Source organism: Tardiphaga sp., assembly GCF_025356345.1.
GTDB lineage: Bacteria > Pseudomonadota > Alphaproteobacteria > Rhizobiales > Xanthobacteraceae > Tardiphaga.
Genome location: NZ_JANXTC010000204.1, coordinates 1 through 26,713 on the forward strand (window position 1 = coordinate 1; position 26,713 = coordinate 26,713).

Annotated in this window: 25 protein-coding genes; 14 read left to right on the forward strand and 11 right to left on the reverse strand. The window is 63.3% G+C overall.

What is annotated here, in order from left to right; translation table 11 throughout:
* Nucleotides 1–1,457: phosphoglucomutase (alpha-D-glucose-1,6-bisphosphate-dependent) (gene pgm, locus Q0S16_RS12310; RefSeq protein ID WP_295848573.1), on the forward strand; the 1,457-nt coding region annotated here is incomplete at its 5' end.
* 151 nt (nucleotides 1,458–1,608) lie between these two features.
* Here the strand turns inward: pgm and Q0S16_RS12315 are convergent.
* Genes Q0S16_RS12315 through Q0S16_RS12335 form a run of 5 tightly spaced genes read right to left on the reverse strand, consistent with a single transcriptional unit; the run spans nucleotide 1,609 to nucleotide 5,584 of the window.
* Nucleotides 1,609–2,376: an ABC transporter permease gene (locus Q0S16_RS12315; RefSeq protein ID WP_295848575.1), complete on the reverse strand. Its 768-nt coding sequence runs from the start codon at nucleotides 2,374–2,376 to the stop codon at nucleotides 1,609–1,611.
* Nucleotides 2,373–3,137, reverse strand: coding sequence for an ABC transporter permease (locus Q0S16_RS12320; RefSeq protein WP_295848576.1), 765 nt, complete (start codon nucleotides 3,135–3,137; stop codon nucleotides 2,373–2,375). Before Q0S16_RS12320 ends, Q0S16_RS12315 begins: the two co-directional genes overlap by 4 nt.
* Nucleotides 3,134–3,937 (reverse strand): ABC transporter ATP-binding protein, encoded by an 804-nt coding sequence (locus Q0S16_RS12325; RefSeq protein ID WP_295848612.1) that lies wholly within the window; start codon nucleotides 3,935–3,937, stop codon nucleotides 3,134–3,136. The genes Q0S16_RS12320 and Q0S16_RS12325 overlap by 4 nt, the downstream gene beginning before the upstream one ends.
* Nucleotides 3,938–3,945: 8 nt before the next feature.
* Complete coding sequence (locus tag Q0S16_RS12330; protein WP_295848577.1) at nucleotides 3,946–4,644, reverse strand: GntR family transcriptional regulator; 699 nt, start codon at nucleotides 4,642–4,644, stop codon at nucleotides 3,946–3,948.
* A gap of 13 nt (nucleotides 4,645–4,657) precedes the next feature.
* Nucleotides 4,658–5,584, reverse strand: a complete 927-nt coding sequence (locus Q0S16_RS12335) for an ABC transporter substrate-binding protein (RefSeq protein WP_295848578.1) — start codon at nucleotides 5,582–5,584, stop codon at nucleotides 4,658–4,660.
* A gap of 101 nt (nucleotides 5,585–5,685) precedes the next feature.
* Between Q0S16_RS12335 and Q0S16_RS12340 the strand changes: the two genes are divergently transcribed.
* Together Q0S16_RS12340 and Q0S16_RS12345 are read left to right on the forward strand one after the other, a co-directional pair.
* The gene (locus Q0S16_RS12340) at nucleotides 5,686–6,672 is read left to right on the forward strand and encodes a fumarylacetoacetate hydrolase family protein (protein ID WP_295848581.1); all 987 of its coding nucleotides are present in this window, start codon (nucleotides 5,686–5,688) and stop codon (nucleotides 6,670–6,672) included.
* A gap of 149 nt (nucleotides 6,673–6,821) precedes the next feature.
* Entirely contained in the window at nucleotides 6,822–7,598 is a 777-nt protein-coding gene (locus Q0S16_RS12345) for a cyclase family protein (protein ID WP_295848583.1), read from the forward strand.
* Nucleotides 7,599–7,613: 15 nt separating this feature from the next.
* On the opposite strand, the gene Q0S16_RS12350 is transcribed toward Q0S16_RS12345, so the two are convergent.
* Nucleotides 7,614–8,408, reverse strand: a complete 795-nt coding sequence (locus Q0S16_RS12350; RefSeq protein WP_295848585.1) for a hypothetical protein — start codon at nucleotides 8,406–8,408, stop codon at nucleotides 7,614–7,616.
* 237 nt (nucleotides 8,409–8,645) lie between these two features.
* A complete protein-coding gene (locus Q0S16_RS12355; RefSeq protein ID WP_295848587.1) occupies nucleotides 8,646–9,362 on the reverse strand; it encodes a GntR family transcriptional regulator in 717 nt (238 codons plus the stop codon).
* Between the two features lie 149 nt (nucleotides 9,363–9,511).
* On the opposite strand from Q0S16_RS12355, the gene Q0S16_RS12360 reads away from it, so the two are divergent.
* The 5 genes from Q0S16_RS12360 (at nucleotide 9,512) to Q0S16_RS12380 (ending at nucleotide 14,848) form a co-directional block, all read left to right on the forward strand.
* Nucleotides 9,512–10,492 (forward strand): ABC transporter substrate-binding protein, encoded by a 981-nt coding sequence (locus tag Q0S16_RS12360; RefSeq protein ID WP_295848614.1) that lies wholly within the window; start codon nucleotides 9,512–9,514, stop codon nucleotides 10,490–10,492.
* Nucleotides 10,492–11,256 carry an ABC transporter ATP-binding protein gene (locus tag Q0S16_RS12365; RefSeq protein ID WP_295848589.1) on the forward strand — a complete coding sequence of 255 codons (765 nt, stop codon included), beginning with the start codon at nucleotides 10,492–10,494 and terminating at the stop codon, nucleotides 11,254–11,256. Before Q0S16_RS12360 ends, Q0S16_RS12365 begins: the two co-directional genes overlap by 1 nt.
* 11 nt (nucleotides 11,257–11,267) lie before the next feature.
* Nucleotides 11,268–12,131, forward strand: a complete 864-nt coding sequence (locus Q0S16_RS12370; protein WP_295848591.1) for an ABC transporter permease — start codon at nucleotides 11,268–11,270, stop codon at nucleotides 12,129–12,131.
* 101 nt (nucleotides 12,132–12,232) lie between these two features.
* On the forward strand, nucleotides 12,233–13,972 hold the full coding sequence (araD, locus tag Q0S16_RS12375; RefSeq protein ID WP_295848593.1) for an L-arabinonate dehydratase: 1,740 nt from the start codon (nucleotides 12,233–12,235) through the stop codon (nucleotides 13,970–13,972).
* A 156-nt stretch (nucleotides 13,973–14,128) separates the two neighbouring features.
* The gene (locus Q0S16_RS12380; RefSeq protein ID WP_295848594.1) at nucleotides 14,129–14,848 is read left to right on the forward strand and encodes a ribonuclease activity regulator RraA; all 720 of its coding nucleotides are present in this window, start codon (nucleotides 14,129–14,131) and stop codon (nucleotides 14,846–14,848) included.
* A 130-nt stretch (nucleotides 14,849–14,978) separates the two neighbouring features.
* Here the strand turns inward: Q0S16_RS12380 and Q0S16_RS12385 are convergent, their stop codons facing one another.
* Nucleotides 14,979–17,435, reverse strand: a complete 2,457-nt coding sequence (locus Q0S16_RS12385) for an ATP-binding protein (protein ID WP_295848596.1) — start codon at nucleotides 17,433–17,435, stop codon at nucleotides 14,979–14,981.
* Between the two features lie 237 nt (nucleotides 17,436–17,672).
* Here Q0S16_RS12385 and Q0S16_RS12390 point away from each other — a divergent pair, with 237 nt between their 5' ends.
* Together Q0S16_RS12390 and Q0S16_RS12395 are read left to right on the forward strand one after the other, a co-directional pair.
* Nucleotides 17,673–18,650, forward strand: a complete 978-nt coding sequence (locus Q0S16_RS12390) for a L,D-transpeptidase family protein (RefSeq protein ID WP_295848599.1) — start codon at nucleotides 17,673–17,675, stop codon at nucleotides 18,648–18,650.
* A gap of 115 nt (nucleotides 18,651–18,765) precedes the next feature.
* Complete coding sequence (locus Q0S16_RS12395; RefSeq protein WP_295848601.1) at nucleotides 18,766–19,641, forward strand: transporter substrate-binding domain-containing protein; 876 nt, start codon at nucleotides 18,766–18,768, stop codon at nucleotides 19,639–19,641.
* Nucleotides 19,642–19,715: 74 nt separating this feature from the next.
* Here the strand turns inward: Q0S16_RS12395 and Q0S16_RS12400 are convergent, their stop codons facing one another.
* From Q0S16_RS12400 to hemE, 3 genes are all read right to left on the reverse strand, one after another.
* Nucleotides 19,716–20,384 (reverse strand): amino acid ABC transporter permease, encoded by a 669-nt coding sequence (locus Q0S16_RS12400; RefSeq protein ID WP_295848602.1) that lies wholly within the window; start codon nucleotides 20,382–20,384, stop codon nucleotides 19,716–19,718.
* A 55-nt stretch (nucleotides 20,385–20,439) separates the two neighbouring features.
* Nucleotides 20,440–21,663 carry an FAD-dependent oxidoreductase gene (locus Q0S16_RS12405; protein WP_295848603.1) on the reverse strand — a complete coding sequence of 408 codons (1,224 nt, stop codon included), beginning with the start codon at nucleotides 21,661–21,663 and terminating at the stop codon, nucleotides 20,440–20,442.
* A 136-nt stretch (nucleotides 21,664–21,799) separates the two neighbouring features.
* Nucleotides 21,800–22,876, reverse strand: coding sequence for a uroporphyrinogen decarboxylase (gene hemE / locus Q0S16_RS12410; RefSeq protein ID WP_295848605.1), 1,077 nt, complete (start codon nucleotides 22,874–22,876; stop codon nucleotides 21,800–21,802).
* Nucleotides 22,877–22,948: 72 nt separating this feature from the next.
* On the opposite strand from hemE, the gene Q0S16_RS12415 reads away from it, so the two are divergent.
* The 4 genes from Q0S16_RS12415 to Q0S16_RS12430 form a co-directional block, all read left to right on the forward strand.
* Nucleotides 22,949–23,890 carry an alpha/beta hydrolase gene (locus tag Q0S16_RS12415; RefSeq protein ID WP_295848616.1) on the forward strand — a complete coding sequence of 314 codons (942 nt, stop codon included), beginning with the start codon at nucleotides 22,949–22,951 and terminating at the stop codon, nucleotides 23,888–23,890.
* Between the two features lie 12 nt (nucleotides 23,891–23,902).
* The gene (gene bchO, locus Q0S16_RS12420; RefSeq protein ID WP_295848607.1) at nucleotides 23,903–24,790 is read left to right on the forward strand and encodes an alpha/beta fold hydrolase BchO; all 888 of its coding nucleotides are present in this window, start codon (nucleotides 23,903–23,905) and stop codon (nucleotides 24,788–24,790) included.
* A 47-nt stretch (nucleotides 24,791–24,837) separates the two neighbouring features.
* Nucleotides 24,838–26,388, forward strand: a complete 1,551-nt coding sequence (locus Q0S16_RS12425) for a phytoene desaturase (protein ID WP_295848609.1) — start codon at nucleotides 24,838–24,840, stop codon at nucleotides 26,386–26,388.
* A partial coding sequence (locus tag Q0S16_RS12430) for a squalene/phytoene synthase family protein (protein ID WP_295848610.1) occupies nucleotides 26,385–26,713 on the forward strand: 329 nt, incomplete at its 3' end. The genes Q0S16_RS12425 and Q0S16_RS12430, both read left to right, overlap by 4 nt.

A 26,713-nucleotide genomic window follows, 5' to 3' on the forward strand; every position in this document is an offset into this window, starting at 1 on the left:
CGATCGCGCAGGCGATCTGCGACTACCGTGCCGGCGCCGGCATCGACGGACCGCTGTTCATCGGCATCGACACCCATGCGCTGGCCGAGCCGGCACTGGTCAGTGCGCTGGAGGTGTTCGCCGCCAATGGCGTGCAGGTGATGATCGACCAGCATGACGGCTATACGCCGACGCCGGTGATCAGCCATGCCATCCTGACCTACAACCGAGGCCGCAGCGGCGGCTTCGCCGATGGCGTGGTGGTGACGCCCTCGCATAATCCGCCGGAAGATGGCGGCTTCAAATACAACCCGCCGAACGGCGGCCCGGCTGACACCGACATCACCGGCGCAATGGAGAAGGCAGCCAACGGCTTTCTCGAAAACGACCTCAACGGCATCAAGCGGATGCCCTACCAGCGCGCGCGCAAATCGGGTTTCGTGACACGCTATGACTACATTACGCCCTATGTCGCCGATCTCGCCAGCGTGATCGACATGGAGACGATCCGCAATGCCGGGGTGAGGATCGGTATCGATCCGCTCGGCGGCGCCGGCGTGCCGTACTGGCAGCCGATCATCGACCGCTACAAGCTGGCTGCCAGCATCGTCAGTAGCGTCGTCGATCCCACTTTCCGTTTCATGACAGTGGACTGGGACGGCAAGATCCGGATGGACTGTTCGTCGCCCTATGCCATGGAGCGTCTGATCGGGCTGCGCGACCGCTTCGACGTCGCCTTCGCCAACGACACCGACGCCGATCGCCACGGTATCGTGACCGGTTCCGGCGGGCTGATGAATCCGAACCATTATCTGGCGGCGTCGATCGACTATCTGTTCGCCCACCGTCCGCACTGGCGCCCCGATGCCGCGGTTGGCAAGACCATCGTCTCCAGCGCGATCATTGACCGCGTCGTCAACAAGATGGGTCGCCGGCTGGTCGAGACCCCTGTCGGTTTCAAATGGTTCGTCGATGGCCTCAGCGATGGCTCGTTCGGTTTCGGCGGCGAGGAAAGCGCCGGCGCCTCGTTCCTGCGCCGCGACGGCACGGTATGGACCACCGACAAGGATGGGCTGATCCTCGGCCTGCTGGCCGCCGAGATCACCGCGGTGACCGGACAGGACCCCAGCCAGCGCTTTGACAAGCTCACCGGGGAATTCGGCGTGCCGTATTACGAGCGCATCGATGCGCCCGCGTCGGTGGAGCAGAAGAATCTGCTGAAGAAGCTGTCGCCCGAACAGATCGGCATGACCGACCTCGCCGGCGATCCGGTGACGTCGACGCTGACCGTCGCGCCGGGTAATGGGGTGGCGTTCGGCGGCATCAAGGTCTCGACGGCCAATGGCTGGTTCGCCGCGAGGCCCTCCGGCACCGAGGACGTCTACAAGATCTACGCCGAGAGTTTTGTGAGCAAGGATCACCTGTGCCAGATCCAGGACGACGCGCAGGCCGCGATATCGAAGGTGTTCGCGGCCTAACTGTCATTACGGGGCGCGAACGCCGCGAGGCGGTCGCGAACCCCAGCCACTCCAACCGGAGCGGCGGGGAATCCTGATATGTGAGTCTCATGTGAGGTTCCGGGGTCGCGTTTGGCTGACGCCGCGCGCGCCCCGGAACGACGAATGTGTTTCAATGCCCGCTCGTCCGCCAGCGAAGTAGCTTCTGCTCGATCACCGACATCGCCAGCGCCGTGACATAGCCGATCACACCCAGCAAAATCACGCCGGCGAACAGATCGGCCGAGCGAAATGCGCGCGCCGACAGCAAAATCCAGTGACCGAGGCCGTCGAGTCCGGCGAGGATCTCGCAAACGACAGCGAGGATGAGTGCCACCGTCAGGCTGAGCCGCATGCCGGAAATGATGTCGGGACTGGCCGAGGGCAAGGCGATCTTGAAGATCACCGCGGGCCGCGACATGTTGAGCGAGCGCGCCACCTCGTAGAGTCGCGGCTCGACGGCGGCGAAACCATGCACGGTCGCCAGCAGCATCGGCCAGATCGCGCCAAAGGCAATCACGAACAGCGCCATGCCCTGGGTTAGGCCGAACAGCGCGATCGCCACCGGGATGATCGCGGACACCGGCAGCGGCCGCAAGAATTCCAGCGACGGCGCGACGTAGCTGCGCATCGTCTTCGACGAGCCGATCATGGCGCCGAGCGCGATGCCGGCGATCGAGGCCAGCAGCCAGCCATAGGCCATGTGCTCCAGCGTGCCGATCGTCTTCGCCAGCAGGTCACCGGACGTGAAGCCGCGCACCAGGGAGGCCCAGGCACGGTCCGGTCCCGGCAGAAACACCGGCGATACCAGTTTGAGGTTGGCGATTAGCTGCCACAGCGCCACGAAGCCCGCGGCAACGATGAAGCTGGCGGTGCGCCACAGCAGCACGGCGCGATTCATCGCATCTCCCCAGCGAACGCGGCGGGGCCGAACAGATGCTTCTGCGCGACGACAAGGCCGCTGTTCAGCGCGTAGCCGATCACGCCGATCCACAGCAGATAGGCGAGCATGAGGTCCGGCCGCAGCGCCTGCTGCGCCGTCATGATGCCGGCGCCAAGGCCGATCGGGTTGATCGCAATCTCAACAGTGACGGCGACGATCAGCGCGATGCCGGCGGCAAGACGGAACGCCAGGAAGATTCGCGGCAAAGCGGCGGGAATAATGATTTTTCGCACGCGGTCGGCCGTCGACATCCGCAGCGCGCGCGACACTTCGATCAGACGCGGCTCGATGCTGCCGACCGCCGCGCGACTGAGGATCAGGATCGGCCAGACACAGGCAAAGCCGACGATCAGGATCTCCATGCGGTAGCCGAAGCCGAGCGCGATCAGAGCGATTGGCAGCAGCGCGATCGACGGGATCGGCCGCAGCGATTCGATCGTCACTTCCATCAGACGGTCGAATGGCTTGACGATGCCGAGCGCGATGCCGAAGGCCAGTCCCACCGTACTGCCGGCCAGCAGGCCGGCAAAGGCCGAGGCCAGCGTGTCGCGGGTAGCGACCAGGATCGAGCCGTCGACGAATGCCTCGGCCAGCGCGATGGCGACTGCGCTGGGCGGCGCCAGCGCATCACTCTGGATCGGACTGAGGCGCGCGCCGATTTCCAGCGCCACCAGCAGCGCTACCGGCAACACCGCGGCCTTCAAACGCTCACCGCTCATGCTTCGGAGGCCTTGATGAAGTCGAACAACTCGCGGCGCAGCCGTAAAAATTCCGGCTGCTCCCGCGTGGTCAACTGGTCGCGCGGCCGTGGCAGGTCGATCTTCAACTCGATGCCGATCCGTCCGGGATGCGGCCACAGCCCGATGACGCGGTCGCCAAGATAGATCGCTTCCTCGAGATCGTGGGTGACAAAGATCACCGTGGCGTTGCTCGCAGCGACCAGCTCCAGCACTTCGTCCTGCAATCCCTGCCGTGTCATCGCGTCGAGCGCGCCAAAGGGCTCATCCATCAGCAGCGCCTTCGGCTCCTGCGCCAGACAGCGCGCGATCTGCAACCGCTGCTGCATGCCGCCGGACATCTCGGCCGGATATTTTCCGGCGTGGTTAGGCAGGCCGACCTTCTTCAGCAGTTCAGCAATGCGGTCCGGGCGCTGCGCGGCCGGAACGCCAATGGTTTCCAGCGCCAGCGAGATGTTGCCGGCGGCGGTGCGCCACGGCAGCAATGCCTTGCCATAGTCCTGGAATACGATCGCGACGTCGCGCCGTGGCGCGCGCATTGGCGCACCGTCAAAGCTGACGTCGCCGGAAGTCGGCTGATACAGTCCGGCGGCGAGCCGTAACGCCGTCGTCTTGCCGCAGCCCGACGCGCCGATGATGCAGAGGAATTCGCCCGGCTTCACGTCGAGGCTGACGTCCTCGATGATGGTCTTGCCGCCCAGATCCAGTGTGACATGGGAGAACGCAATCTGCGCTTTCCGCGGGGGAGTCGACGCCACGGTCTGGCGCATCGCGCTGGACATGATCATGTTCAATCTCCGTAGCCCGGCGGATAGACGTAATCCAGCGTCGAGCGTAGATGCGAGGCCAGTGTCGCCTGCGATGCGCCGATGTCGCGCGCCAGAATACGGTCGGTGAGCATCTGGTGCGCGGCGACGAAGCGCGTGCCGCTATCGAAGCCGTGCATCATCACGCGACGATAGCGATAGGCCTGGTCATAGAGGTCGGAATGCGCTGACAGCAGGCGCCTGGAGCCGCAGGCCGACAGCAGCGCCGTGTGAAATCCCTTGTGCAGCCGGTCGAAGTCCGGCGCGCCCTCGCGAAACGCGTCGCCGGTGCGCTCGATATGCCGGCGCATCTGGTGCAGCGCGCCAACAATACCGGCTTCCCAGGCATCGTCGCCGTGCTGGATGGCGAGGCGCAGCGCTTCCATTTCCACCACCGTGCGCATCCGGGTGATGTCGGCAAGGTCGTCACGGCTAATATCGGCGACGCGAAAACCACGCTGGCCGATGCCGACAATCAGCCCGCGCGACACCAGCCGTGACAGGCCCTCGCGCAGCGGCGTGGCACCGATCTCGTATCGCTGCACGAGATCGACGATCCCCAGCCGCGCGCCGGGCGCGAGATGCCCGGCGATAATGTCATGCTCGACCAGATCGGCCGCGCGTTCACTCAGCGTGTCCGCTCCCGATACATCCGCTGTACTGCCTCGCGCCGGATCGGCCATGGTCGAGCCTTTTCTACTTGAGCATCACCTTGTTCAGGTCGATCGTGCCCTGAAGCATCTTCTGCGACGACATGATGTCGATCCACCAGGCCAGTTGCTCGGACTTCAGGACCGGTTCGGACTGGTTTGGCGGCGACGCCTTGACCAGATCGATCGACTGCTTGGTGAACTTCGCGATCGCCGCCGCTGATTTTTCACGGTCGTTGTTGACGATCGGCGCGGCCTCGGCGATCGCCGCACGGAATTTTTTCACGATCTCTGGATTCTTTTCGGCCCATTCGCGTGACGCCGCGTAGAAGATTACCGGCTCGGTGCGGTTCAACTCGGCCGCATACCGGGCGCCGACCGTCCCCAACCCGGCATTCGTCATGCGGGAGATGAACGGCTCCGCCGCCAGCACCACGTCGACGCCGCCGGACTTGATGATGTCGGCCATGGTTGGAAACGTGACTTCGACAAAGTTGACGCTCTTCGGGTCAACGCCCTTTTCGACCAGCCACTTGACGAAGAGGACATGCAGGAAGGCGCCCAGCCCCGGTGCGCCGACCTTCTTGCCGACGAAATCCTTCGGTTCCTTGATGGTGAGGCCATTGCGGACGAAGGCGGTGATGTTGGCATTCGACACTGGATTCATGATGGTGGCGCCGGCCACGGCCACCAGGTCGAGTCCGCCATCGACCGCCTGCAGGAACACGGTGGAGGTGGGCCCGCCGATCTGGATCGAGTTGGAGAGGATGGCGGCGGGAATATTGGAGTTGATGCCGATCAGGATCATCTCGGCATCGAGCCCGTGCTTCTTGAAGATGCCTTCGTCCACGGCGATCATCGCCGACGCGCAGTCGGTTGTTGCGGTGCACCCGATTTGAATTCTGGTCTGCGCATTTGCTGCGCTTGCGAAAGACATCGCAGCCAACACAGCGGTGGCCATCAACCTGTTCATGGTCGCCTCCCTGACACGATCTTTTCGATCGGCTCTTGTTTATCGATATTTTTTTTGATCATATATTTTCCTGAAGAATAAAAGCAAGAGGGAGAACGCGCGTGAAACTCGCGACATATCGTACCGCCGGTCACGACAAGGTTGGTCTGGTCCATTCCCACGATAGCGGTCTGTTTGATATTGCGGCGGCTGCCGCGCGCGAGGGGGGCAATCCCGCTTTCGTCTCGATGCTCTCCCTGATCGATGCCGGCGATGCCGCGCTGGATGCGGCACGCGTGCTGTTCGAGAGACATGGCAGCGACTCGACGCTGTCCGTTGCTGTTTCCGGCAGCGACATCCTCGCCCCCTTGCCGGAGCCGCGACAGATGCGCGACGGCATGTCGTTTCCGCTGCACATCCGACAGGCGCCGCGCGGCCAGCTCAAGCTTGCGGCGCGGTCGCGGAACGACATGGCCGAACTGGCGCGGATCGAGGCCGAGCCGCTGGGCGAACTGCCCGAAGTTTATCGCAAGCAGCCGATCTACTACATTACCAACCGTTTCAGCGTCCGCGGCACCAACACCACGGTAAAGTGGCCGCGCTACAGCAAGGTGATGGATTACGAGCTCGAATTCGGCATCGTCACCAAGAACAAGGGCGCCAACATCCCGGCGGCCCGGGCAAAAGATCACATTTTTGGCTACACGATCTTTAATGACTTTTCCGCACGCGACGCGCAGCGCGTCGAGATGGAAGGCCGGCTCGGCCCTGCCAAGGGCAAGAGTTTTGACGGCGGCAATGTGCTGGGGCCATGGATCGTCACCCCCGACGAGATCGGTGATCCCTACAAACTCAAGATGGAGTGTCGCGTCAACGGCAAGCTGCGCTCGACCGGTACCACGGATGGCATGCTGTTTTCGTTCGAGGAGATCATCGCCCATGTCACCCAGGACGAGACCCTGATGCCCGGCGAGTTCATTGGCTCCGGCACCGTCGGCAATGGCTGCGGTCTCGAACTCGGCTGGTATCTCGAGAACAATGACGAGGTGGAGCTCGAGGTCGAGAAGATCGGAATTCTGAAAAACAAGGTGGTGCGGCAGGATCAATGATCGTCGTTCCGGGCGCGGATGCCGCGAGGCGACCGCGAACCCGGAACCTCGACGTGAGACACACTCCAGGATTCCGGGTTCGGTCCCTTCGCCTTCGGCGCCGGTCCCGCCCCGGAATGACATCTAACAATAAATAGCGAGGAAATCCCATGGCCCGACGACTGATCGACATTTCCGTGCCGCTGCAGAACGATGTGCCCGCCGATCCGCCGGGCAACAGTCCTTCCATCGAATATATCGATCACCAGCAAGTTCTGCCGCGGATGCTGCAGTTCTTCGACGGGCTGAAGAAGGAAGACCTGCCGGACGGCGAAGGCTGGGCGGTGGAAATGGTCAAGCTCTCGACCCATAACGGCACCCATCTCGATGCGCCCTATCATTTCCATCCGACGATGAATCGCGGCGAAAAATCCTGGACCATCGATGAGGTGCCGCTGGAATGGTGCCTGCAGCCCGGCGTCAAGCTCGACTTCCGGCATTTCGCCGATGGCTATGTCGCCACGGCCGCGGATGTCGAAGCCGAGTTGAAGCGTATCGGCCATAGGCTGAGCCCGCTGGAAATCGTCGTCGTCAACACCTCGGCCGGCGCCAAATACGGCCAGCAGGATTACGTCACCTCCGGCTGCGGCATGGGCTATGAGGCCACCATGTATCTGCTGGAGCGCGGCGTGCGCCTCACCGGCATCGATGGCTGGAGCTGGGACGCGCCGTTCGTCTACACGGCGAAAAAATACGCCGAGACGAAAGACGCCAGCCTGATCTGGGAAGGCCACAAGGCCGGCCGTCACATCGGCTATTGCCACATCGAAAAGCTGCACAATCTGGAGCAACTGCCGTCATCGGGATTCTCGGTGTCCTGCTTCCCGGTGAAGATCGAGAAGGCCTCCGCGGGCTGGACGCGCGCCGTAGCTATCATCGACGGGTGACAATGATGGCGCCGCTCAGTTCTTGATGGCGTAGAGCGGCGTCCGCATCGTCAGCTGGTAGGCCGGTTTCGGGACCCAGGAAATTTCCGCAGTGAGGCCGAACAGCCGGTTGTCATTGTCATCCAGCCGATCGAGGTCGAAGCGGGCGACCGGCTGGGTGAATGGCTGAAACGGACTCAGCGTCGCGATCTGCGCGCCGCCGAACGATTGCACGCCGATCCGGCCGGACAATTTCCAGTTACTCGGCCATTGGTAATAGGCGCCGACATAGCCGATGATCGACGGGTTGACCCGGGCGAGATCGCTGTCCACTGTCACGTTGACATGGCGCACACCCGCCAACAGCCCGCGGGTCGCGTCGGAATCCAGCGCGTAGTCAAAATCGACAATGTTCGTCAAGGTTGTGGTCGCCTGCAGGCCGGAAGCGATCGACCGCGACAGCGTCGACTGTACCGTGACGGTGGGAATTGATCCGCCGTTTTGCTGGATGACGTCCGCCTGGAACCCGACATTCCAGCTATCAGCTACCAGCGAACTCCATGACGCCACGTCGGTACGCGACGTGCTTGAACTGATGCCGCCATAGACCGAGATGCGGTCGGTGAGATCCAGCGTGATCGGCGCATTCACTGAAAATGACTGGCTGGCCGGCGACGCGCGCGTCGGCAGCGCCGTGAAATTGCGAAATCCGATACCGAGCGCACCGGCGGGAAGGGTAGTATAGTAAGTTGTGAGATCAAGGTAAAGATTGGGGGCCGTGGTGCCCGGATTTTCCGGCTCATCCTCGTCGGCGCTCTTGCCCAGAGCCAAGTCTGTACGGCAGATACAAAGCACCAGCGCCGACGCACGTACCAGGCCTCGGGCGGCGTGCCGTGGGCAGAGATTACGGGGACTAAAACGAGTTCTCATCAGCACGGCTTCACGGTCGAGGGCACGCGCAGGGGTCCCGCCTGCTACCCAATATTAGTTGAGGACGCGAGGAGAGCGCAACCGGCCGAATGCATCGCTGGGTGGACCAATGGCCGGCGATCAGGAGCCAATGATCGTCTAGCCGTTCAGATAGGCCGGATGGCGCGCACGGATCTTGTCGAGATCACGCAACGTTCCCGACAGATGGTGGCGCAGATGTTTCTGTGCCCCGTCGGGCTCTCCGGCCGCGATCGCTCTAGCGATCGCCTTGTGGTCGCGCACGATATTCTGCGCCTTGCCGAGCGTCGGAAGATGCAGCCGGCGCAGCCGGTCGATGTGACCGCTGCGGCTACGCACCAGCGCCCACAACGCGGACTTGTCGGCGGCGTCATACAGCTGCTGGTGAAACGCGTTGTCCGCCACCATGAACTTTTCGAATTCGCCGGCCTTGGCATATTGTCGCTGCAGCGCGATCATGCGGTTGATCTCGACGATCAGCGCGGCATCGTGCCGCACCGCCAGCTCGCGCACGATCTCCAGCTCCAGCGCCTGTCGTAAAAAATGCGCCTGCTGCGCCAGCGCGACGTCGATCTTGCTGACCACGGTCGAATATTGTGGAAACACCTCCACCAGACCCTCTTTGTCCAGCCGCATGAGCGCGTCGCGGACCGGCGTCGAACTGACGCCGAACTGCGCGGCCAACGCCGTACGCGACAGCGGCGCCCCCGGCGGCAAGGTAAGCGCCGTGATCAGTTCGCGCAGCCGCTCATAGATCTGCGGCGCCGCCTGACGATCGCGGTCGAGCCGGTCGGCCACGCCCGTCGGCGCGCGGGGGAGGGTTTTCAGGGACTTCATCGCGAAGCCGGTTGTGGTCAAAACGAGGCAGCTTGCCTTCAATGCACTAATGCATTAGTGCCTTGCCGCAAGGCGGTCAACAAGATCGCCGCGACGGAGGAAGCGTGATGAACCGGACAATCTGGCAGGGCCGTGCGGGCGTAGTGGCAATGTTCCTCGGACTACTGCTGCCTGGCGCGAGCGCGCAGGCGCAGCAAAAAGCCGAGATCGCGCTGTCGCGGCAGCCCGGCATCTTCTACATGCCCACGCACATCATCGAGCAGCGCAAGCTGATCGAGAAGCACGCCGCGGCGCTTGGCGTCACCGGCGTGACCACCAAATGGATCACCTTCTCGGGCGGCGGCGCGCAGACCGATGCGCTGCTGGCCGGCGGCGTCGATATCATCAACACCGGCACCGGCAATCTGCTGCTGCTGTGGGACCGGACCCGCGGCGGCGTCAAGGGCATCGTCGCCACCTCGGCGCAGCCGATGACGCTGATCAGCCGCGACGCGCATATCAAGACGATCAAGGACTTCGGGCCCGGCGACAAGATCGCGCTGCCGACGGTGAAGATCTCGACCCAGGCCATCGTGCTGCAGATGGCGGTCGCCGAGACGTTCGGCGCCGACCAGTACGCCAAGCTCGATGCCAACACCGTGCAACTCGGCCATCCCGACGCCTATGCGGCGCTGTCGAATTCACAGCATGAGGTGCGCAGCCACTTCTCGATCCCGCCCTTCACCTTTCTGGAGATGAAGAACGTCCCCGGCGCGCATGTGGTGCTGAGTTCGCCGGACGTGATCGGCGGTCCGCTGAGCCAGTCGCAGTTCTTCACCACCACCAAATTCGCCGACGCCAATCCGAAGATCATCCAGGCACTGCGCGACGCGGCCCGGGAAGCGCAGGATTTGATCCTGAACGATACCCGCGCGGCGGTCGAAATCTACAAGGAAGTCACCGGCGATAAGACCGACATCGATGTCATTCTCGGCTGGCTGAAGGAGCCCGGCATGATGGAGTATACGACGGCGCCGCAGGGTACGATGAAGGTCGCGAGCCATCTGTTCAAGACCGGTATCCTGAAGACCCAACCGAAGGCCTGGACCGACTATTATCTGCCGTCCTCCGCCGACCTCAAGGGTAATTGATGGCCGCGCTTCTTGACGTCAACGGGGTGACGCTGCGCTACAAGACTTCCAGCGTCGTCGTCACCGCGACGGAGAAGGTCTCGTTCAGCGTTGATCGCTCCGACCGTTTCGTGCTGTTGGGGCCGTCTGGCTGCGGCAAGTCCACCTTGCTCAAGGCGGTCGGCGGCTACATGACGCCGAGCGAGGGCACAATGCGCATCAACGGCCGCGAGATCACCGAGCCCGGCGCCGATCGGATGATGATCTTCCAGGAGTTCGATCAGCTGCTGCCGTGGAAGACGGTGCTGGAAAACGTCATGTTTCCGCTGCTGATGACGCGCAAGCTCGGCAAGAAGGACGCCGAGGTTCGCGCGCAGGCCTATATCGAGAAGGTCAGCCTCACCCGCGTGGTCGACTCCTATCCGCACACGCTGTCCGGTGGCATGAAGCAGCGGGTAGCGATCGCGCGTGGCATGGCGATGGAGCCGGACATCCTGCTGATGGACGAGCCGTTCGCCGCACTCGACGCGCTGACCCGTCGCACCTGCCAGGACGAGCTGCTGCAATTGTGGGAAGAGACCCAGTTCACGGTGATGTTCGTGACCCATTCGATCGCCGAGGCGATCAAGATCGGCAATCGCATCCTGCTGCTGTCGCCGCATCCCGGCCGGGTCAAGGCCGAGGTGATCGACGTCGACAAGGTGTCCAGCGAGGACGGTAGCGCCGCCCGGCTGGAAAAGCAGATCCACGATCTGCTGTTCGCCGACACCGCTACCGCGCATTGAAGGATCACACCATGGGTGAAGCCAAAATCCTGATGCGCAGCGACGCAGTCGCCGTCGCAACCGACGCCGCCGCGGTCGAGCGCAAGCTGAGCGTGGCCGAACTGCTGTGGAATGACGGCTTCGTACGCAAATCCCTGATTATCATCTTTCTGGCGCTGGTGTGGGAAGCCTACGGCACCCTGCTCGACAATCCGCTGCTATTTCCGACCTTCCACGACACCGTCATCACCATGTACGCCAAGGTAATGGACGGCACGATCCCGCTGCGCGCCTGGGCGTCGCTGAAAGTCCTGTTCATGGGCTATGGCGCCGGCATCGTGCTCGCGGCTCTGTTCACCATCCTTGCCATCAGCACCCGGATCGGTACCGATTTTCTCGAGACGATGACGGCGATGTTCAACCCGCTGCCGGCGATTGCGCTGCTGCCGCTGGCGCTGATCTGGTTCGGGCTCGGCAATGGCAGCCTGGTGTTCGTGCTGGTTCATTCGGTGCTGTGGCCGGTGGCGCTCAATACCCATTCCGGGTTCAAGAGCGTGTCCAACACGCTGCGGATGGTCGGCCGCAATTACGGCCTGCGCGGTCTGCCCTATGTGATGCGCATTCTGATCCCCGCGGCGTTCGGCTCGATCCTGACCGGTCTCAAGATCGGCTGGGCGTTTGCCTGGCGCACGCTGATCGCGGCGGAGCTGGTGTTCGGCGTGTCGTCGGGGCAGGGCGGTCTCGGCTGGTTCATTTTCGAGAACCGCAATTTGCTGGATATACCCGCGGTGTTCGCTGGCCTGCTGACGGTGATCGTGATCGGCCTGATCGTGGAAAACCTGATCTTCCGCACCATCGAGCGCAACACCGTGCAAAAATGGGGACTGCAGACGTAAGGGCGTCGGATGGGTTGAGCCGTTGCGAAACCCATCAAATCGAATTCACGAAAGCGATGGGTTTCGCGAAGAGCTCAACCCATCCGACGAATGGGGCACTGATGACCAACCATAAGAAATCTCCCGAAGATCTTCGCAGCGCGCGCTGGTTCGCGCCGGACGATCTGCGCGCCTTCGGCCATCGCTCGCGCGCGATGCAGCAGGGCTTTGCGCCGGTGGAATGGCAGGGCCGGCCGGTGATCGCCATCCTCAATACCTGGTCGGAAGCGCAGCCCTGCCACATGCACTTCAAGACCCGCGTCGATGACGTCAAGCGCGGCATCCTGATGGCCGGCGGCTTTCCGATGGAATTGCCAGCGCTGTCGCTGTCTGAATCTTTCCTGAAACCGACCACCATGCTCTACCGCAACATGCTGGCGATGGATGCCGAGGAATTGCTGCGCGGTCATCCGGTCGATGGCGTGGTGCTGATGGGCGGCTGCGACAAGACCACGCCTGGACTGCTGCTCGGCGCTACCAGCGCCGGCTACCCCGCGATCTATCTGCCGGCCGGACCCATGCTGCGCGGCAACTGGAAGGGCAAGACGCTGGGCTCCGGTTCGGACGCCTGGAAATACTGGGACGAGCGCCGCGCCGGCAAGATTTCCGACAAGGAATGGGTCGAGGTCGAGGGCGGGATCGCGCGTAGCTACGGGACCTGCATGACCATGGGGACGGCCTCGACCATGACGGCGATCGCCGAGTCGATCGGCATGACGCTGCCCGGCGCATCGTCGATCCCCGCCGCCGATGCCGGCCATATCCGCATGGCCAGTGAATGTGGCCGCCGCATTGTCGAGATGGTGTGGGAGGATCTCACCCCCGACAAGATCCAGACTCGAAAGGCGTTCGAGAATGCCATCGTGGTGGCGATGGCGATGGGCTGTTCGACCAATGCGATCATCCATCTGATCGCGCAGGCGCGTCGTGCCGGCCAGGACATCGGCCTCGATGATTTCGAGCTTGCCTCCCGCAAGGTGCCGGTCATCGCCAATGTCCGGCCGTCCGGTGACAAATATCTGATGGAAGACTTTTTCTACGCCGGCGGGCTGCCGGGGTTGATGAGCCGCATCAAGGATCATCTGCATCTCGACGTCATGACCGTCACGGGCAAGACGCTGGGCGAAAACATCGCCGATGCCGAAGTCTATAATGACGACGTCATCCGCACCGTCGATACCGCGATCTATGCCGAGGGCGCACTGGCGGTGCTGAAGGGCAATCTGGCGCCGGACGGCTGCGTTATCAAGCCTTCCGCCTGCGAACCGCGTTTTCTCAAACACACCGGCCCGGCGATGGTGTTCGACGATTACCCGTCGATGAAGAAGGCGATCGATGACGACAATCTCGACGTCACCGCCGACCATGTGCTGATCCTGCGCAATGCCGGGCCGCAGGGCGGGCCGGGCATGCCGGAATGGGGCATGCTGCCGATCCCGAAGAAGCTGGTGAAACAGGGCGTGCGCGACATGGTGCGATTGAGCGACGCGCGGATGAGCGGCACCAGCTATGGCGCCTGCATCCTGCACGTGGCGCCGGAATCCTTCATCGGCGGGCCGCTGGCGCTGGTCGAGAATGGCGACATGATCAGCCTCGATGTCGATGCCCGCACCATCAACCTCGACATTTCGGACGACGAGTTGGCGCGACGGCGCGCGGCCTGGAAAGCACCGGAGCGCAATTACGAGCGCGGCTATGGCTGGATGTTCACCAAGCACATCCAGCAGGCCAATGAAGGCTGCGACTTCGACTTTCTGAAAACGGATTTTGGCGCGCCGGTGAAGGAACCCGTGATTTACTGACCTCACACTTAGGTCGTTCCGGGGCGCGAGGGCGAAGCCCGAGCGAACCCGGAACCTCGAGCTATTTGGAACTCGTCGGGATTCCGGATTCGCGGTCGGCTGGCGCCGCCCGCGCCCCGGAATGACGAATTAACCTGCAAGAATCTGGAGCCCTCCATGAGCAAACTCTCTGATGCCACCCGCGCCAAACTGAAAACCATTTCCACCGCCACGGTGGCGACAGCGCTCTACAAGCGCGGCTTTCGCAACCAGTGCATCCAGGACGTCCATCCGCTCGGGCCGGATCAGCCGACGCTGGTCGGCGAAGCCTTCACGCTGCGCTACATGCCGGCGCGGGAAGATCTCAACAAGCTCGAAGTGTTTCGCGATCGCAACCATCCGCAGCGCAAGGCGGTCGAGGATTGCCCCCCTGGCGCCGTGCTGGTGATGGACAGCCGCAAGGATGCGCGTGCCGCCTCCGCCGGTGCCATTCTGGTGACGCGTCTTATGAAGCGCGGCTGCGCCGGCGTGATTACCGATGGCGGCTTTCGCGATTCCGTCGAGATCGGCAAGCTCGGTTTTCCCGCCTATCACCATCGCCCGAGCGCGCCGACCAATCTGACGCTTCATCAGGCGATCGAGATCAACGGCCCGATCGGCTGCGGCGACGCTCCGGTGTTCCCCGGCGACGTCATTCTCGGAGACAGCGACGGCGTGATCGTCATCCCCGCGCATCTTGCGGACGAGATCGCCAGCGAGGCATTCGAGATGACCGCGTTCGAGGATTTTGTCACCGAGCAGGTCAATGCCGGGAAATCGATCCTCGGACTCTATCCCGCGACCGACGATCAGACGCTGGTCGATTTCGCGGCGTGGCGGAAGAAGAACGGCAGGTAGACGCCGTCATTCCGGGACGCGAGGGCGCAGCCCGAGCGAACCCGGAATCTGGATATGACATGAACATCTCGAGATTCCGGGTTCGCAGTCGGCTGGCGCAGCCCGCGCTCCGGAATGATAGCCAAACCCGCTACGCCTTCTCCAGCACCCGTCGGATCTTGTACGCCAGCGCCTGGCGCGTATACGGCTTCGGCAACAGTTCGACGCCAGCGTCGAGGCGGCCGCCATGGACAATGGCATTTTCGGTGTAGCCGGAGGTGAACAATACCGTGAGATCGGGCAATAGCTGCTTGGCCTTGCGCGCCAGTTCCGGGCTTTTCAGCGGGCCGGGCATTACCACGTCGGTGAACAACAGGTCGATCGGCACGCCGCTTTCGACAATGCGCAACGCGCTGGCGGCGTCATGCGCGGTCAGAACGCGGTAGCCAAGCTCGGTCAGCAGGTCGACGGCGACAGCGCGCACCCCCTCGTCATCCTCGGCGATCAGCACGGTCTCCTTGCCACCGACAATCTCGACATCGTCGACCGGCGCAATCACATCCTCGCTCTGGTCGGCACGCGGCAGATACAGCTTGATGGTGGTACCCTGGCCGATTTCGCTGTAGATCTTGACGTGCCCGTTGGACTGCTTGACGAAGCCATAGACCATCGACAGTCCGAGCCCGGTGCCGCGACCTTCCGGTTTGGTGGAGAAGAACGGCTCGAATACCCGCGCCAGCACGTCCGGTGACATCCCGCTGCCGGTGTCGGTGACGGCGAGTACTACATATTGGCCAGGCGTCACTTCCCCATGCTTGCGGGCGTAGGCGTCGTCGAGATAGGCATTGCCGACCTCGATGGTCAGCTTTCCGGCATCGTGCATGGCGTCGCGCGCATTGATCGCCAGGTTCAACAACGCGTTTTCGACCTGTCCCGGATCGATCAGCGTATTCCACAGTCCGCCGGACACGATGGTCTCGATTTCGACCGCCTCGCCGAGCGAGCGTCGCAGCATCTCGTCCATGCCGGTGACCAGCCGGCCGATATTGATCACCTTCGGCTCCAGCGCCTGGCGGCGTCCGAACGCCAGCAACTGGCTGGCCAGCTTGGCGCCACGGTCGACCGCGGCATTGGCATTGTCGACGCGGCGCCGCGCCCTGGCATTGCCGCCGATGTCGCGGCCGAGCAGTTGCAGATTTCCCGAGATCACCTGCAGCAGATTGTTGAAGTCGTGCGCGACGCCGCCGGTGAGCTGGCCGACGGCTTCCATCTTCTGCGACTGTCGCAGGATTGCTTCGCTCTCGCGCAATTCAGCGGTGCGCGCCTCGACCTGCTGTTCCAGCGAGGCGGCCAGTCTGCGCAGATCCTGTTCGGCGCGGCGGCGCTCGATCGCGGTGCGGGTGCGCTCAGCCACATCGCGGATCAGATCGAGTTCGTCGGCGCTCCATTGGCGGGCTTCCGCATGGTTGAGATATAGCAGCGCGACGAAGCCGCCTTGTTCGGTGACCGGCATATTGACGAAAGACTGCGCGCTGATCGCCTTCAGCGCGTCGGCGCCCGCGGCGGTACGCGGATCGCGATAGGCGTCGGCGATGGCCACGGTTTCGCCGCGACGCAGGTTCTCGATATAGGAGCCGTAATCGCGAAACTGCAGCACGCCGGCGAGGCTCTTGATGCCCGGCGCATTCCAGTCGCGGTTGATCAGGATGGTCTCGGTGGCGGGGTTGATGGTGCCGTAGCCAGCGCGGCTGACACCCAGTGTAGTGCCGAGAATTTGCGCGGCGGCGAACGACATTTCCGCGAGATCGTCGAGATCGCGCAGTCGGTCGTTCAGCGCCACCCGCGCGCTCTGTCGCAGGTCGGCCAGCTTGCGCTCGGTGACGTCGATCGCCGCGCCCGGCAGCCGCACGGCGGTGCCATCGGCGTCGCGGATGACCTGGCCGCGCGCCAGGATCCAGCGCTCGGAGCCGTCAGGCTGGCGCAGGCGGTATTCGCTGGAAAAAGTGCCGTTGCCGTTGATCGCCTGTTTCAGCGCGGCGTCGAAGGCTGGCTGGTCGTCCGGGTTGAAGCCCTTGATATAGGCCGCGAGCGGCGCGCCGCGCTTCGCCAGCGCGACATCGACGTTATAGATGCGGGCGAAGTTGGCGTCGGAATGCACGATATCGGTGGTCAGGTCCCAGTCCCAGACGCCGACCATGTCGGAGGCGCCCAGCGCGGCGGTGAGCCGCTCCTCGCTGCGGGCGAGGCGCTGTTCGGTCGCGATCAGGGCGGAGATGTCGGCGTCCCGACTGATCAGCGCGCGGCGCAATGCTGCGCAGACGGCGACGACAAAACCGCCGACCAGCGCATAGAGCGCGGCGCCCATCCATGAACTGGAGGAAACAGTATCGCCGGAGAACAGCCAGGTTGCGATCAGCGCCGATGCGGCGGTGGCATACAGGCCAGGCGCCAGGCCCAGACCGAAGGCCACCGCCATCAGGACCGGGAAGAAGGGCAAATACGGCACACCGGTCACCGGCAGCGCCCCCCGCACCAGCGCCGCGAGCAGCACGGCAAGGGTCGACAAACCATAGCTGGCCGCCGGCGGCAGCTCCGATGTGAGGAGCATGCGCAGCAAGCGGTCTGACGGAGAGAGGCGGGTCAGGGGACACTTCCGATGACAGGGGTGGACGGGAAAACAGCAGGGCTACTATCAGTAATCAAATTCACCGTCACTTTGCGCGGCTGTCAATCGGCTGGTGATGGATATTGCCGTTGCCAGGGAACCCGGCTCTGTTTTACGGCTTATGCAGAATGCGCCGTTCGGTGCGCGGACAACCCAGGCGGGCAGATGATGCGACCGTTAATGATCGCTATCGGGATCACGCTGATCGCCGCAAATCCGTTGATCGCAGCCGAACTCAGCGCCGACGCCATCAACGCCGCGAATTTTACCGGAAAACCGCCGTCGGACAGCAAGTTCAGCCCGCTCGCTGTGAAGGTGCAGGTGCTGCTCGATCGCGCGCATTTTTCGCCTGGCGAGATCGATGGTCTGTTCGGCGACAATGTCGAAAAAGCGCTGCAGGCCTTTGCCGAGGCCAATGGCCTGCCAGCCGGAAAGGTGCTGACGCCGGAGATCTGGAATCGACTGCGGCTGGCCGCCGGCGAGCCGGTGATGGCGAATTACGTCCTCACCGACAAGGACGTGAAAGGTCCCTACCTCGACAAGCTCCCGGTCAGGATGGAAGAGATGAAGTCGCTGGAACGGCTGGACTACACCAGCGCCAGGGAAGCGCTTAGCGAACGTTTCCATATGAGCCAGGATCTGCTCGAGGAGCTTAATCCGAAACAGAAATTCGATCATGCTGGCGACCGTATCGCGATCGTCAATCTACCGCGTCAGAGACCGGTCAAGGTGGCGCGCATCGAGGTCGACAAGGTACGCCAAACCGTCAAGGCCTTCGCCAGGGACGGTGGGTTGGTGGCGTTTTACCCCGCCAGCGTCGGCAGCGAGGAAAAACCGACGCCGTCGGGCATTCTGAAGGTCACGTCGGTGCACGCCAATCCGACGTATCGCTATGATCCGAAATACAAGTTTAAGGGCGTGGAAGCGACCAAACCGTTCACCATCGAGGGCGGTCCGAACAATCCGGTAGGCAGCACCTGGATCGGCCTGTCACAGGCCAGCTATGGCATCCACGGCACATCAGACCCGTCGCGGGTCAGCAAGAGCGATTCCCATGGCTGCGTACGGCTGACCAATTGGGACGTCGCGCGGCTCGGTGAATCCGTGAAGAAGGGCGTCGAAGTGAGCTTCGTTGACGGCAAGCAGGCGGCGAAATAGATCGCGGCATTACACCCGTTATTGAGGCAGTCGCTGCCGCTTTTGTAGTTCCTCGCACTGTTGCTGTTGTCGAATTCGCCGGCTAGGCTTGGCGCATCTGATGGAGGAAGAGCGCTTGACCGACGCTGACGACAGCAAGATTTCGCAGGATCGCCGCCAGGCGCTTCGCTATGCCCTGACAATCGGCAGCGGCGCGGCGCTGGCGTCCACGCTAACCAGCCCGGCATCGGCGCAAAGCGCGGACAACATGCTTGACCGCATTCGCGCCAGCAAGGTGCTGCGCATCGCGGTGCTACCCGGCGAACTGCCCTATTTCAGCAAGGATCTCGCCACCGGCACGTGGTCGGGCTTTTCGATCGAGATGGCCAATGACATCGCCAAGCTGCTCGACGTCAAACTCGAATATACGGAATCCACTTACGGCAATACGGTGCTCGACCTGCAGTCCAACAAGATCGACCTCGGTTTTGCCCTCAATCCGACGCCGCAGCGCGCGCTGGTGATCGATTTTTGCGGCACCGTGTTCCAGCATCCGTTTGGCGCGATGCTGAAGAAGGGCCTCGAGGCCAAGACCTGGGCGGACATCAACAAGCCTGGCATCACCATCGCCGTTGATGTCGGTTCCGCCAATGAGACGGTGGCGCGCCGGTTCGCGCCGAATGCCATCATCAAGTCGCTGAAGTCGCGCGATGAAGTGATGCTGGAGATGTCGTCGGGGCGGGTCGATTGCGTGGTCAATGCGCTGGTGCTGGGCCTGACGGCGATCGCCAAGAACCCCAGCCTGGGTACCTACCGGATCCTGCAATCGCCGTCGGTCGCGATTCCGAGCAGCATGGGGGTGCGGCGTGAACCCGACAAGCGCTGGCGTGATTTTCTCGCGGTGTGGGTCGAATACAATCGCGGCATCGGGCAGATGCGCGAATGGTTTCTAAAGGGACTGTCGCTCACCGGCGTCAAGCCGGAAGACGTGCCGGGCGAGCTGGTGATCTGAGGGGAGTTTGATCCTCACCACGAGGTCGGCGGGTGGGCTGATAGCAGCGTCGCTCGAAAGCTGCCGTTGCGCGCTCATGCCTTGTCGTAACTCATGCCGTTTTCGAACCGTCGCGCCAGGTAGGTGGCGGGGAACAGCATGGCGAAATAGATCAGCGCCACGATCGTATAGACCTCGAGCGGCCGGTAGGTGTCGGCGTTGATCAGCGTGGCGTTATAGACCAGGTCCGGCACGGCAATGATGGATACCAGCGAGGTGTTCTTGAGCTGTGTCACGGACTGATTGACGTAGGGCGCCAGCATCGGCTTCAGCGCCTGCGGCAGGATCACCAGCCGCAGCACCTGCCAGGGCCGCAGGCCCAGCGCGCGTGCGGCGTCCCATTGTCCGCGCTGGATGCTCTCGATGCTGCCGCGGACGATCTCGGCGTAGAAAGCGCCGCCATAGAGCGACAGCACGCTGATCGCGGCGGCATGCGCCGGGATGTTGATCCCGATGATCACCGGCAGGGCATAATAGAACCAGATGATCTGCACCAGCAGCGGCGTACAGCGAAACAGCTCGATATAGGTCAGCAGCAGCCAGTCGATCACCGGCAGGCGCCGGAGGCGAAGGATGCCGACGGCGAGGCCAATCGCGCTGCCGATCAGGATCGTGCCGATTGTGTAGGCGAGGGTCCAGCCGATGCCGAGCCAGAACAAATGGCTGTATTTGCCGAGAATGGCAAAATCCCAGACGTAGTTCATGGCTGACGCCGCTTGGCCGCGATGCTCCGGCTGGCCGGTCTTTTCTTGCGGGGCATCAGAGGTACCGGGCCGGCGAAAAGGCGCTGGTATCGAATGGCGGCGCCGCGCCGGCGATCATCGCGGCGATCGCCACGCCCGAGGCGGGGCCGGTGGTGAAGCCGATGTGCTGGTGGCCGAACGACAGCCACAGGCCGGGATGTCGCGGCGCGGGGCCGATCATCGGCAGGCTGTCGGGCAGCGTCGGCCGCGCGCCCCGCCACGGCTCGCCAACCGCCTCGCCGAATTCGAGCACGCCGCGGGCCAGCGGCAGCGCGGCGTCGAGCTGGGCGAAGGAAGAGGGCGCGTCGCGCCCGGTCAGCTCGACGCCGGTGGTCAGGCGAATGCCCTGTTCCATCGGAGTCAGCACAAAGCCGCCTTCAAGGTCGTGAATCGGTCGCCGTAGGGAACGCGGCAGGGTTGGCTGGAAATGCTGATGATAGCCGCGCTCAAACGCCATTGGCACCTGGTAGCCGAGCGGGCGCAGCAGGTCGGCGGACCACGGCCCCAGCGCCACCACGACATGGCGTGCCGTGAGTTCGCCAGCCGGCAGCAGCACCCGCCAGCCGTCGCCTTCCGGGACGATCGCGGTGATCTCGGCCTGCCGGATCTGGCCGCCGATGCCGGCAAACATCCGCGCATAGGCCTTGACCACTTCGCCCGGCGAATCGACCGACGCTGTATCGCTGTGCAGTAGCGCGGTGGTGTAGACCGGCAGAAGGTTTGGCTCGAGCGCGGAGATGGCCTGGCGATCGAGCAGCTCGCTGCCGATGCCGTATCCGGCCAGAAAGGCCTGCTCGGCCTTGGCCGCCGCGCTGCCGTCACTGCGCCAGACCTTCAGCCAGCCGGTCTCGCGAATGCGATGGCCCGCATCGGCCTGGACGATCCACTCCCGGTGCAGCTTGAGCGTGGCGACCGAGAGGCTGTGCAGGGCATCGGCCCGCGGCCTGGTTCGGGAAGGAATGGCGTTGGCCAGAAAGCGGGCCAGCCAGCCGACATTTCGGACGGCCCAAGCGGGATCCCAGCGCAGCGCCGGATGTTGGTTCGACAGATATTTCGGCAGCATCGACCACAGCGCCGGCTTGTTGAGCGGCAGGATCGAGCCGCTGCTGAGCACGCCGGAATTGCCATAGGAGGTCTCGGAGCCCGGCTCGCGCCGGTCGAGCAGGATGACCGAGAGGCCACGCTGCTGCGCGGCATAGGCCGCCGACACGCCGACGATGCCGGCGCCGAGGACGATCACGTCCGCTCGCTTGCCCGTTCCGTTTTCCGACATCGCTTGGACCTCAAAGACTCACCATTCGAGAATCGAAAGGCAACTAACGTGCCGTTTGGCCGCGTCAGGAATTGTTTGGGCCAAAGCGGTCATGGCATGGACCTTAGCCGCGAAAATCCCGCACCCGTTTCACCATCTGCTCGACATGGGCAATCGGGGTTTCCGGCTGGATGCCGTGGCCAAGGTTGAAGATGAAACGGCCGGAAGCGTAATTGGCCAGCACGTCGTCGATCGCGCGGTCCAGCGCCTCGCCGCCGGCGATCAGTACCAGCGGGTCAAGATTGCCCTGAACCGCGACCTTGCTCTGCACGCGCTCGCGGATGAAGGCGGGCTCCGCGGCCCAGTCGATGCTGACAGCGTCAATGCCGGTCGCTTCGACATAATCCGGCAGCTGCGCGCCGGCACCGCGCGGAAAGCCGATGATTTTGGTGCCAGGCGCCTTGGCGCGCACGCCGTCGACGATGCGTTTGGTCGGCTCGACCGACCAGCGCTGGAATTCGCGCGGTGGCAGCACGCCGGCCCAGGTGTCGAAAATCTGCAACACGTCGGCGCCAGCCTTGAGCTGGCTGAGCAGATAGGTGATCGAGTTCTCCACAATGGCGTCGATGATTTTAGCGAAGGCTTCGGGATGGCGGTAGGCCATCATCCGCGCCGGCGCCTGGTCCGGCGTGCCCTTGCCCGCCACCATGTAGGTCGCCACCGTCCATGGCGCGCCGCAGAAGCCGATCAGTGCGATTTTCGGATCGAGCTGCGCGCGCACCCGGCGTAGTGCTTCATAGACCGGCTCGAGCTTGCTGAAATCCGCCTCGGGGTTCAGCGTGGTGACCAGCTCCGGCGTGTCCATCGGGTCGAGCCGTGGGCCTTCGCCAACCTCGAAACGCACCGAGCGGCCAAGCGCATAGGGGATCACCAGAATGTCGGAGAAGATGATCGCCGCATCGAAGCCGAAGCGGCGGATCGGCTGCAGCGTCACCTCGGCGGCGAAATCCGGATTGAAGCAGAGGTCGAGAAATCCGCCGGCCTGCGCGCGCACTTCGCGATATTCCGGCAAATAACGGCCGGCCTGCCGCATCATCCACAGCGGCGGCACGTTCTGGCGCTGACCCTTGAGAACTTCGAGGAACGGTTGGGCGATGAGGGACTTTGTCAAGCGGGGTTTCCGTGAGGGTTCGACAGGCATGATTGTCGTTCCTGATACACTGCTGCTAGGCTGTTGGCGAGCCGGGTGCTTCAAAAGGACAAGGTCAAGGTGATGAACGAAGCCGTAGCAACCGCGAGCCCTGTGACATGGCGGTCCGGTGATCTGCCGGCACCGGTGTCCGGCCAGCGCCACGAGATTGCCAGCGCCATCGGCCGCCTGACCTATTACGCCGCGAGCCCCGAAGGCGGCAGCGCGCTGCCGCCGCTGTTGCTGCTTCACAGCATCAATGCCGCCGGCTCCGCCTATGAGGTGAAGCCGCTTTACGAATATTATCGCAACACCCGCGATGTCTATGCGCTGGAGCTGCCGGGCTTCGGTCATTCCGAACGCGGGCCTCGAAAATATACGGTCCGGCTGATGACCGACGCGGTGCTGCTGATGCTGCGCGAGATCCATGGCGTTCATGGCGGCGCGCCGATCGATGCGCTGGCGGTGTCGCTGTCGTCGGAGTTTCTGGCCCGCGCGATCAGCGAGATGCCACTGGCCTTCCGCAGCGCGGCGCTGGTCAGTCCGACCGGCTTTCGTGCCCGCGCCAAGGCCACGAAATGGCGCGATGGCACCCGTGCCATGCCGTGGCTGCATGCAGTGTTCGAATTCCCGCTATGGAGCCGGAGTTTGTTCCGGCTGTTGAGCAGCCGGCCGAGCATCCGTTTTTTCCTGAAAAAGACCTGGGGTTCCGACAATTATGACCGCGGGTTGTTCGAATATGACTATCTCACCACCCACCAGCCCGGCGCGCAGCACGCCCCTTACTACTTTGTCTCCGGCTATCTATTCAGTGAAGACATCTTGCGTGTCTATCATTCGCTGACGCTCCCAGTATGGATGAGTCACGGCGTCCGCGGCGACTTTGTCAATTACGGTGCAAAGGACAGCGTACAGGGCCGTGCCAACTGGTCCATCGATGTGTTTCCGACCGGTGCGATGCCGCATTTCGAGGCTGAAGCGGCCTTCATCGCGCGGTATGATGCGTTTCTGGCGAGTGTAGAGTAGGCGTCGATCGCAATGGCGATTCTGAACTGGAGCGTTGACGGCGCGAACTGGCCGAACCGGTCCGCCAGTCGCTTTATCGAGGCCGCGGGGATCCGCTGGCATGTGCAGCGCATGGGGGCCGGACCTTCGCTGCTGCTGCTGCACGGCACCGGTGCGGCCACCCATTCGTGGCGCGGGCTGTTGCCGCTGCTTGCCGACCATTTCGATGTAATCGCACCCGATCTGCCCGGTCATGGTTTTACATCGGTGCCGGCACCGTATCGCCTGTCGCTGCCCGGCATGGCCGCTGATATCGCGGCGCTGCTGCGCCGGCTCGACGCCTCGCCGTCAATCGTGGTCGGCCATTCCGCTGGCGCGGCGATCCTGGCGCGGATGTGCCTCGACGGCCGCATCACGCCGGATCTGCTGGTCAGCCTCAACGGCGCGTTTCTGCCGTTCGGAGGCTTTGCCGGGCATTTGTTCGCGCCGTTGGCCAAATTCCTGGTGATGAATCCGATGGTGCCGCGGCTGTTTGCCTGGCAGGCCGCGTCCGATGGCGGGGTGGAACGGCTGCTCGACAATACCGGCTCGCATATCGACGCGGAAGGCATCGCGCAGTATCGCAGGCTGGTGCGCAGCTCCGCCCATGTCGCCGCCGCGCTGCGGATGATGGCCAACTGGCAGCTCGAGCCATTGCAGCGCGACCTGCCGAGACTGAAGGCAAAGCTGGTTCTGGTCGCGGCCAGCGGTGATCGAACGATCTCCTCCGATGTCGCGCGCCGGGTCGCGAATCTGGTGCCGGGCGCGGTAATCGCGCGCGTCGCCAGCCTCGGCCATCTCGCTCATGAGGAACAGCCGGCGCTGATTGCACAAATGATTTTGAAACACGCGGCGCTTGAAGCGAATATGTCAATAAAATGATACATATTCGCTCTAGCAAAGTGTCAATAAATAATTACAGTATCATCATGCTTGATCCGATCGCGCCATCTCGGACGACATCAGGAGATTGCCAGCCGCATGCGGTGGTAATCGGGAGCGGCTTTGGCGGGCTGGCCGCTGCTTTGAGGCTTGGCGCAAGGGGCTATCGTGTCACCGTGCTGGAAAAACTCGATGCGCCCGGTGGCCGTGCCTACGTGTACCGACAGGACGGCTTTACGTTCGACGCCGGGCCGACCATCGTTACCGCGCCATTCCTGTTCGAGGAGTTATGGAAATTATGCGGGCGCCGGATGAGCGACGACGTCACGCTGGTGCCGGTAACGCCGTTCTATCGCATCCGCTTTCACGACGGCACGCATTTTGACTACAGCGGCGATCCCGTCGCGATGCGCGACGAGATCGCGCGTTTCAGTCCTGACGATGCCGGCGGCTATGACGCCTACATCAAAGCCTCGGAAGCGATCTTCAAGGTCGGCTTCGAGCAACTCGGCGACGTCCCGTTCAGCACCTGGACCGACATGGCGCGGATCGCGCCGGAAATGATCCGGCTGTCGAGCTTTCGCAGCGTCTATTCGCTGGTATCGAAATTCTTCAAGCATCCGAAGCTGCGCGTCGTGTTCTCCTTCCATCCGCTGCTGATCGGCGGCAATCCCTTCACCGCCAGCTCGATCTATTGCCTGATCGCATTCCTGGAACGACGCTGGGGCGTGCATTTTGCCATGGGCGGTACCGGCCGGCTGGTTGAAGGGCTGGTACGGCTGATCGAGGGACAGGGCGGTGCGCTGCGCTGCCAGCAGGAAGTCCGCGAGATCCTCGTCGAAGGTGGCGCTGCGCGCGGCCTACGCCTCGCCTCCGGCGAAATCCTCAATGCCGATATCGTCGTCTCCAATGCCGATTCCGCGACCACCTATCATGATCTGCTGCCGGCTTCTTCGCGAAAACACTGGACCGACCGCCGCATCGAACGCGCGCGCTATTCGATGAGCCTGTTCGTCTGGTACTTTGGCACACGACAGAAATATCCGGATGTGCCGCACCACATGATGCTGCTCGGGCCGCGCTACAAGGAGTTGCTCACCGACATTTTCGAGCGAAAAATTCTCGCCGATGATTTCAGCCTCTACCTGCATCGCCCCACCGCCACCGACCCGTCGCTGGCGCCGGACGGATGCGATGCCTTTTACGTGCTGTCGCCGGTGCCGCATCTGCAGAGCGGCACTGACTGGCGCGCTACCGCCGAGACCTATCGCCGCGCCATCGCGCAAACATTGAGTGACACCGTGCTGCCGGATCTGCACAACCGGATCGTCACGTCGCACATGTTGACGCCGCGGGATTTCCAGGACCGGCTGTCCTCGTTCCGAGGCGCCGCTTTCGGCCTCGAGCCGGTGCTGACGCAGAGCGCCTGGTTCCGGCCGCACAATCGCAGCGAAGATATCGAACGCCTGTATCTGGTCGGCGCCGGCACCCATCCCGGCGCGGGTCTTCCCGGCGTGCTGTCGTCCGCCCGCGTTCTCGATTCTCTCGTGCCCGACGCGCAAAGCCTTGCGCGCTCCAACCTGGTGACTGCTGCATGACGACACCCACCGACGCCACGGATATGGCCGCCTGCCGCGCCTTGCTGAAGGGCGGCTCGCGCACCTTTCATGCCGCCTCCAAGGTGCTGCCGCGGCGGGTCGGCGATCCCGCCATCGCGCTTTATGCGTTTTGCCGGCTGGCAGTTGATGCGGTGGATCTCGGCAACAATCGCGCCGCCGCCGTGGCGCGATTGCGGGAGCGGCTCGACCGCGCCTATCGCGGCCAGCCGATGGATCTCGCCGCCGACCGTGCCTTTGCCGGTGTCGTCACGCGTTTTGCGATCCCGCGCGAATTGCCCGAAGCGTTGCTCGACGGACTGGCGTG

Coding starts and splice junctions, on each gene's coding strand:
- Q0S16_RS12320 (WP_295848576.1), bottom strand. CDS start 3,137: ATGAGCGGTGAGCGTTTGAAGGCCGCGGTGTTGCCGGTAGCGCTGCTG.
- Q0S16_RS12370 (WP_295848591.1), top strand. CDS start 11,268: ATGGGTGAAGCCAAAATCCTGATGCGCAGCGACGCAGTCGCCGTCGCA.
- Q0S16_RS12380 (WP_295848594.1), top strand. CDS start 14,129: ATGAGCAAACTCTCTGATGCCACCCGCGCCAAACTGAAAACCATTTCC.
- Q0S16_RS12425 (WP_295848609.1), top strand. CDS start 24,838: ATGCTTGATCCGATCGCGCCATCTCGGACGACATCAGGAGATTGCCAG.
- bchO (WP_295848607.1), top strand. CDS start 23,903: ATGGCGATTCTGAACTGGAGCGTTGACGGCGCGAACTGGCCGAACCGG.
- Q0S16_RS12345 (WP_295848583.1), top strand. CDS start 6,822: ATGGCCCGACGACTGATCGACATTTCCGTGCCGCTGCAGAACGATGTG.
- araD (WP_295848593.1), top strand. CDS start 12,233: ATGACCAACCATAAGAAATCTCCCGAAGATCTTCGCAGCGCGCGCTGG.
- Q0S16_RS12335 (WP_295848578.1), bottom strand. CDS start 5,584: ATGAACAGGTTGATGGCCACCGCTGTGTTGGCTGCGATGTCTTTCGCA.
- hemE (WP_295848605.1), bottom strand. CDS start 22,876: ATGCCTGTCGAACCCTCACGGAAACCCCGCTTGACAAAGTCCCTCATC.
- Q0S16_RS12330 (WP_295848577.1), bottom strand. CDS start 4,644: ATGGCCGATCCGGCGCGAGGCAGTACAGCGGATGTATCGGGAGCGGAC.
- Q0S16_RS12315 (WP_295848575.1), bottom strand. CDS start 2,376: ATGAATCGCGCCGTGCTGCTGTGGCGCACCGCCAGCTTCATCGTTGCC.
- Q0S16_RS12360 (WP_295848614.1), top strand. CDS start 9,512: ATGTTCCTCGGACTACTGCTGCCTGGCGCGAGCGCGCAGGCGCAGCAA.
- Q0S16_RS12365 (WP_295848589.1), top strand. CDS start 10,492: ATGGCCGCGCTTCTTGACGTCAACGGGGTGACGCTGCGCTACAAGACT.
- Q0S16_RS12385 (WP_295848596.1), bottom strand. CDS start 17,435: ATGCTCCTCACATCGGAGCTGCCGCCGGCGGCCAGCTATGGTTTGTCG.
- Q0S16_RS12415 (WP_295848616.1), top strand. CDS start 22,949: ATGAACGAAGCCGTAGCAACCGCGAGCCCTGTGACATGGCGGTCCGGT.
- Q0S16_RS12355 (WP_295848587.1), bottom strand. CDS start 9,362: ATGAAGTCCCTGAAAACCCTCCCCCGCGCGCCGACGGGCGTGGCCGAC.
- Q0S16_RS12400 (WP_295848602.1), bottom strand. CDS start 20,384: ATGAACTACGTCTGGGATTTTGCCATTCTCGGCAAATACAGCCATTTG.
- Q0S16_RS12325 (WP_295848612.1), bottom strand. CDS start 3,937: ATGTCCAGCGCGATGCGCCAGACCGTGGCGTCGACTCCCCCGCGGAAA.
- Q0S16_RS12390 (WP_295848599.1), top strand. CDS start 17,673: ATGATCGCTATCGGGATCACGCTGATCGCCGCAAATCCGTTGATCGCA.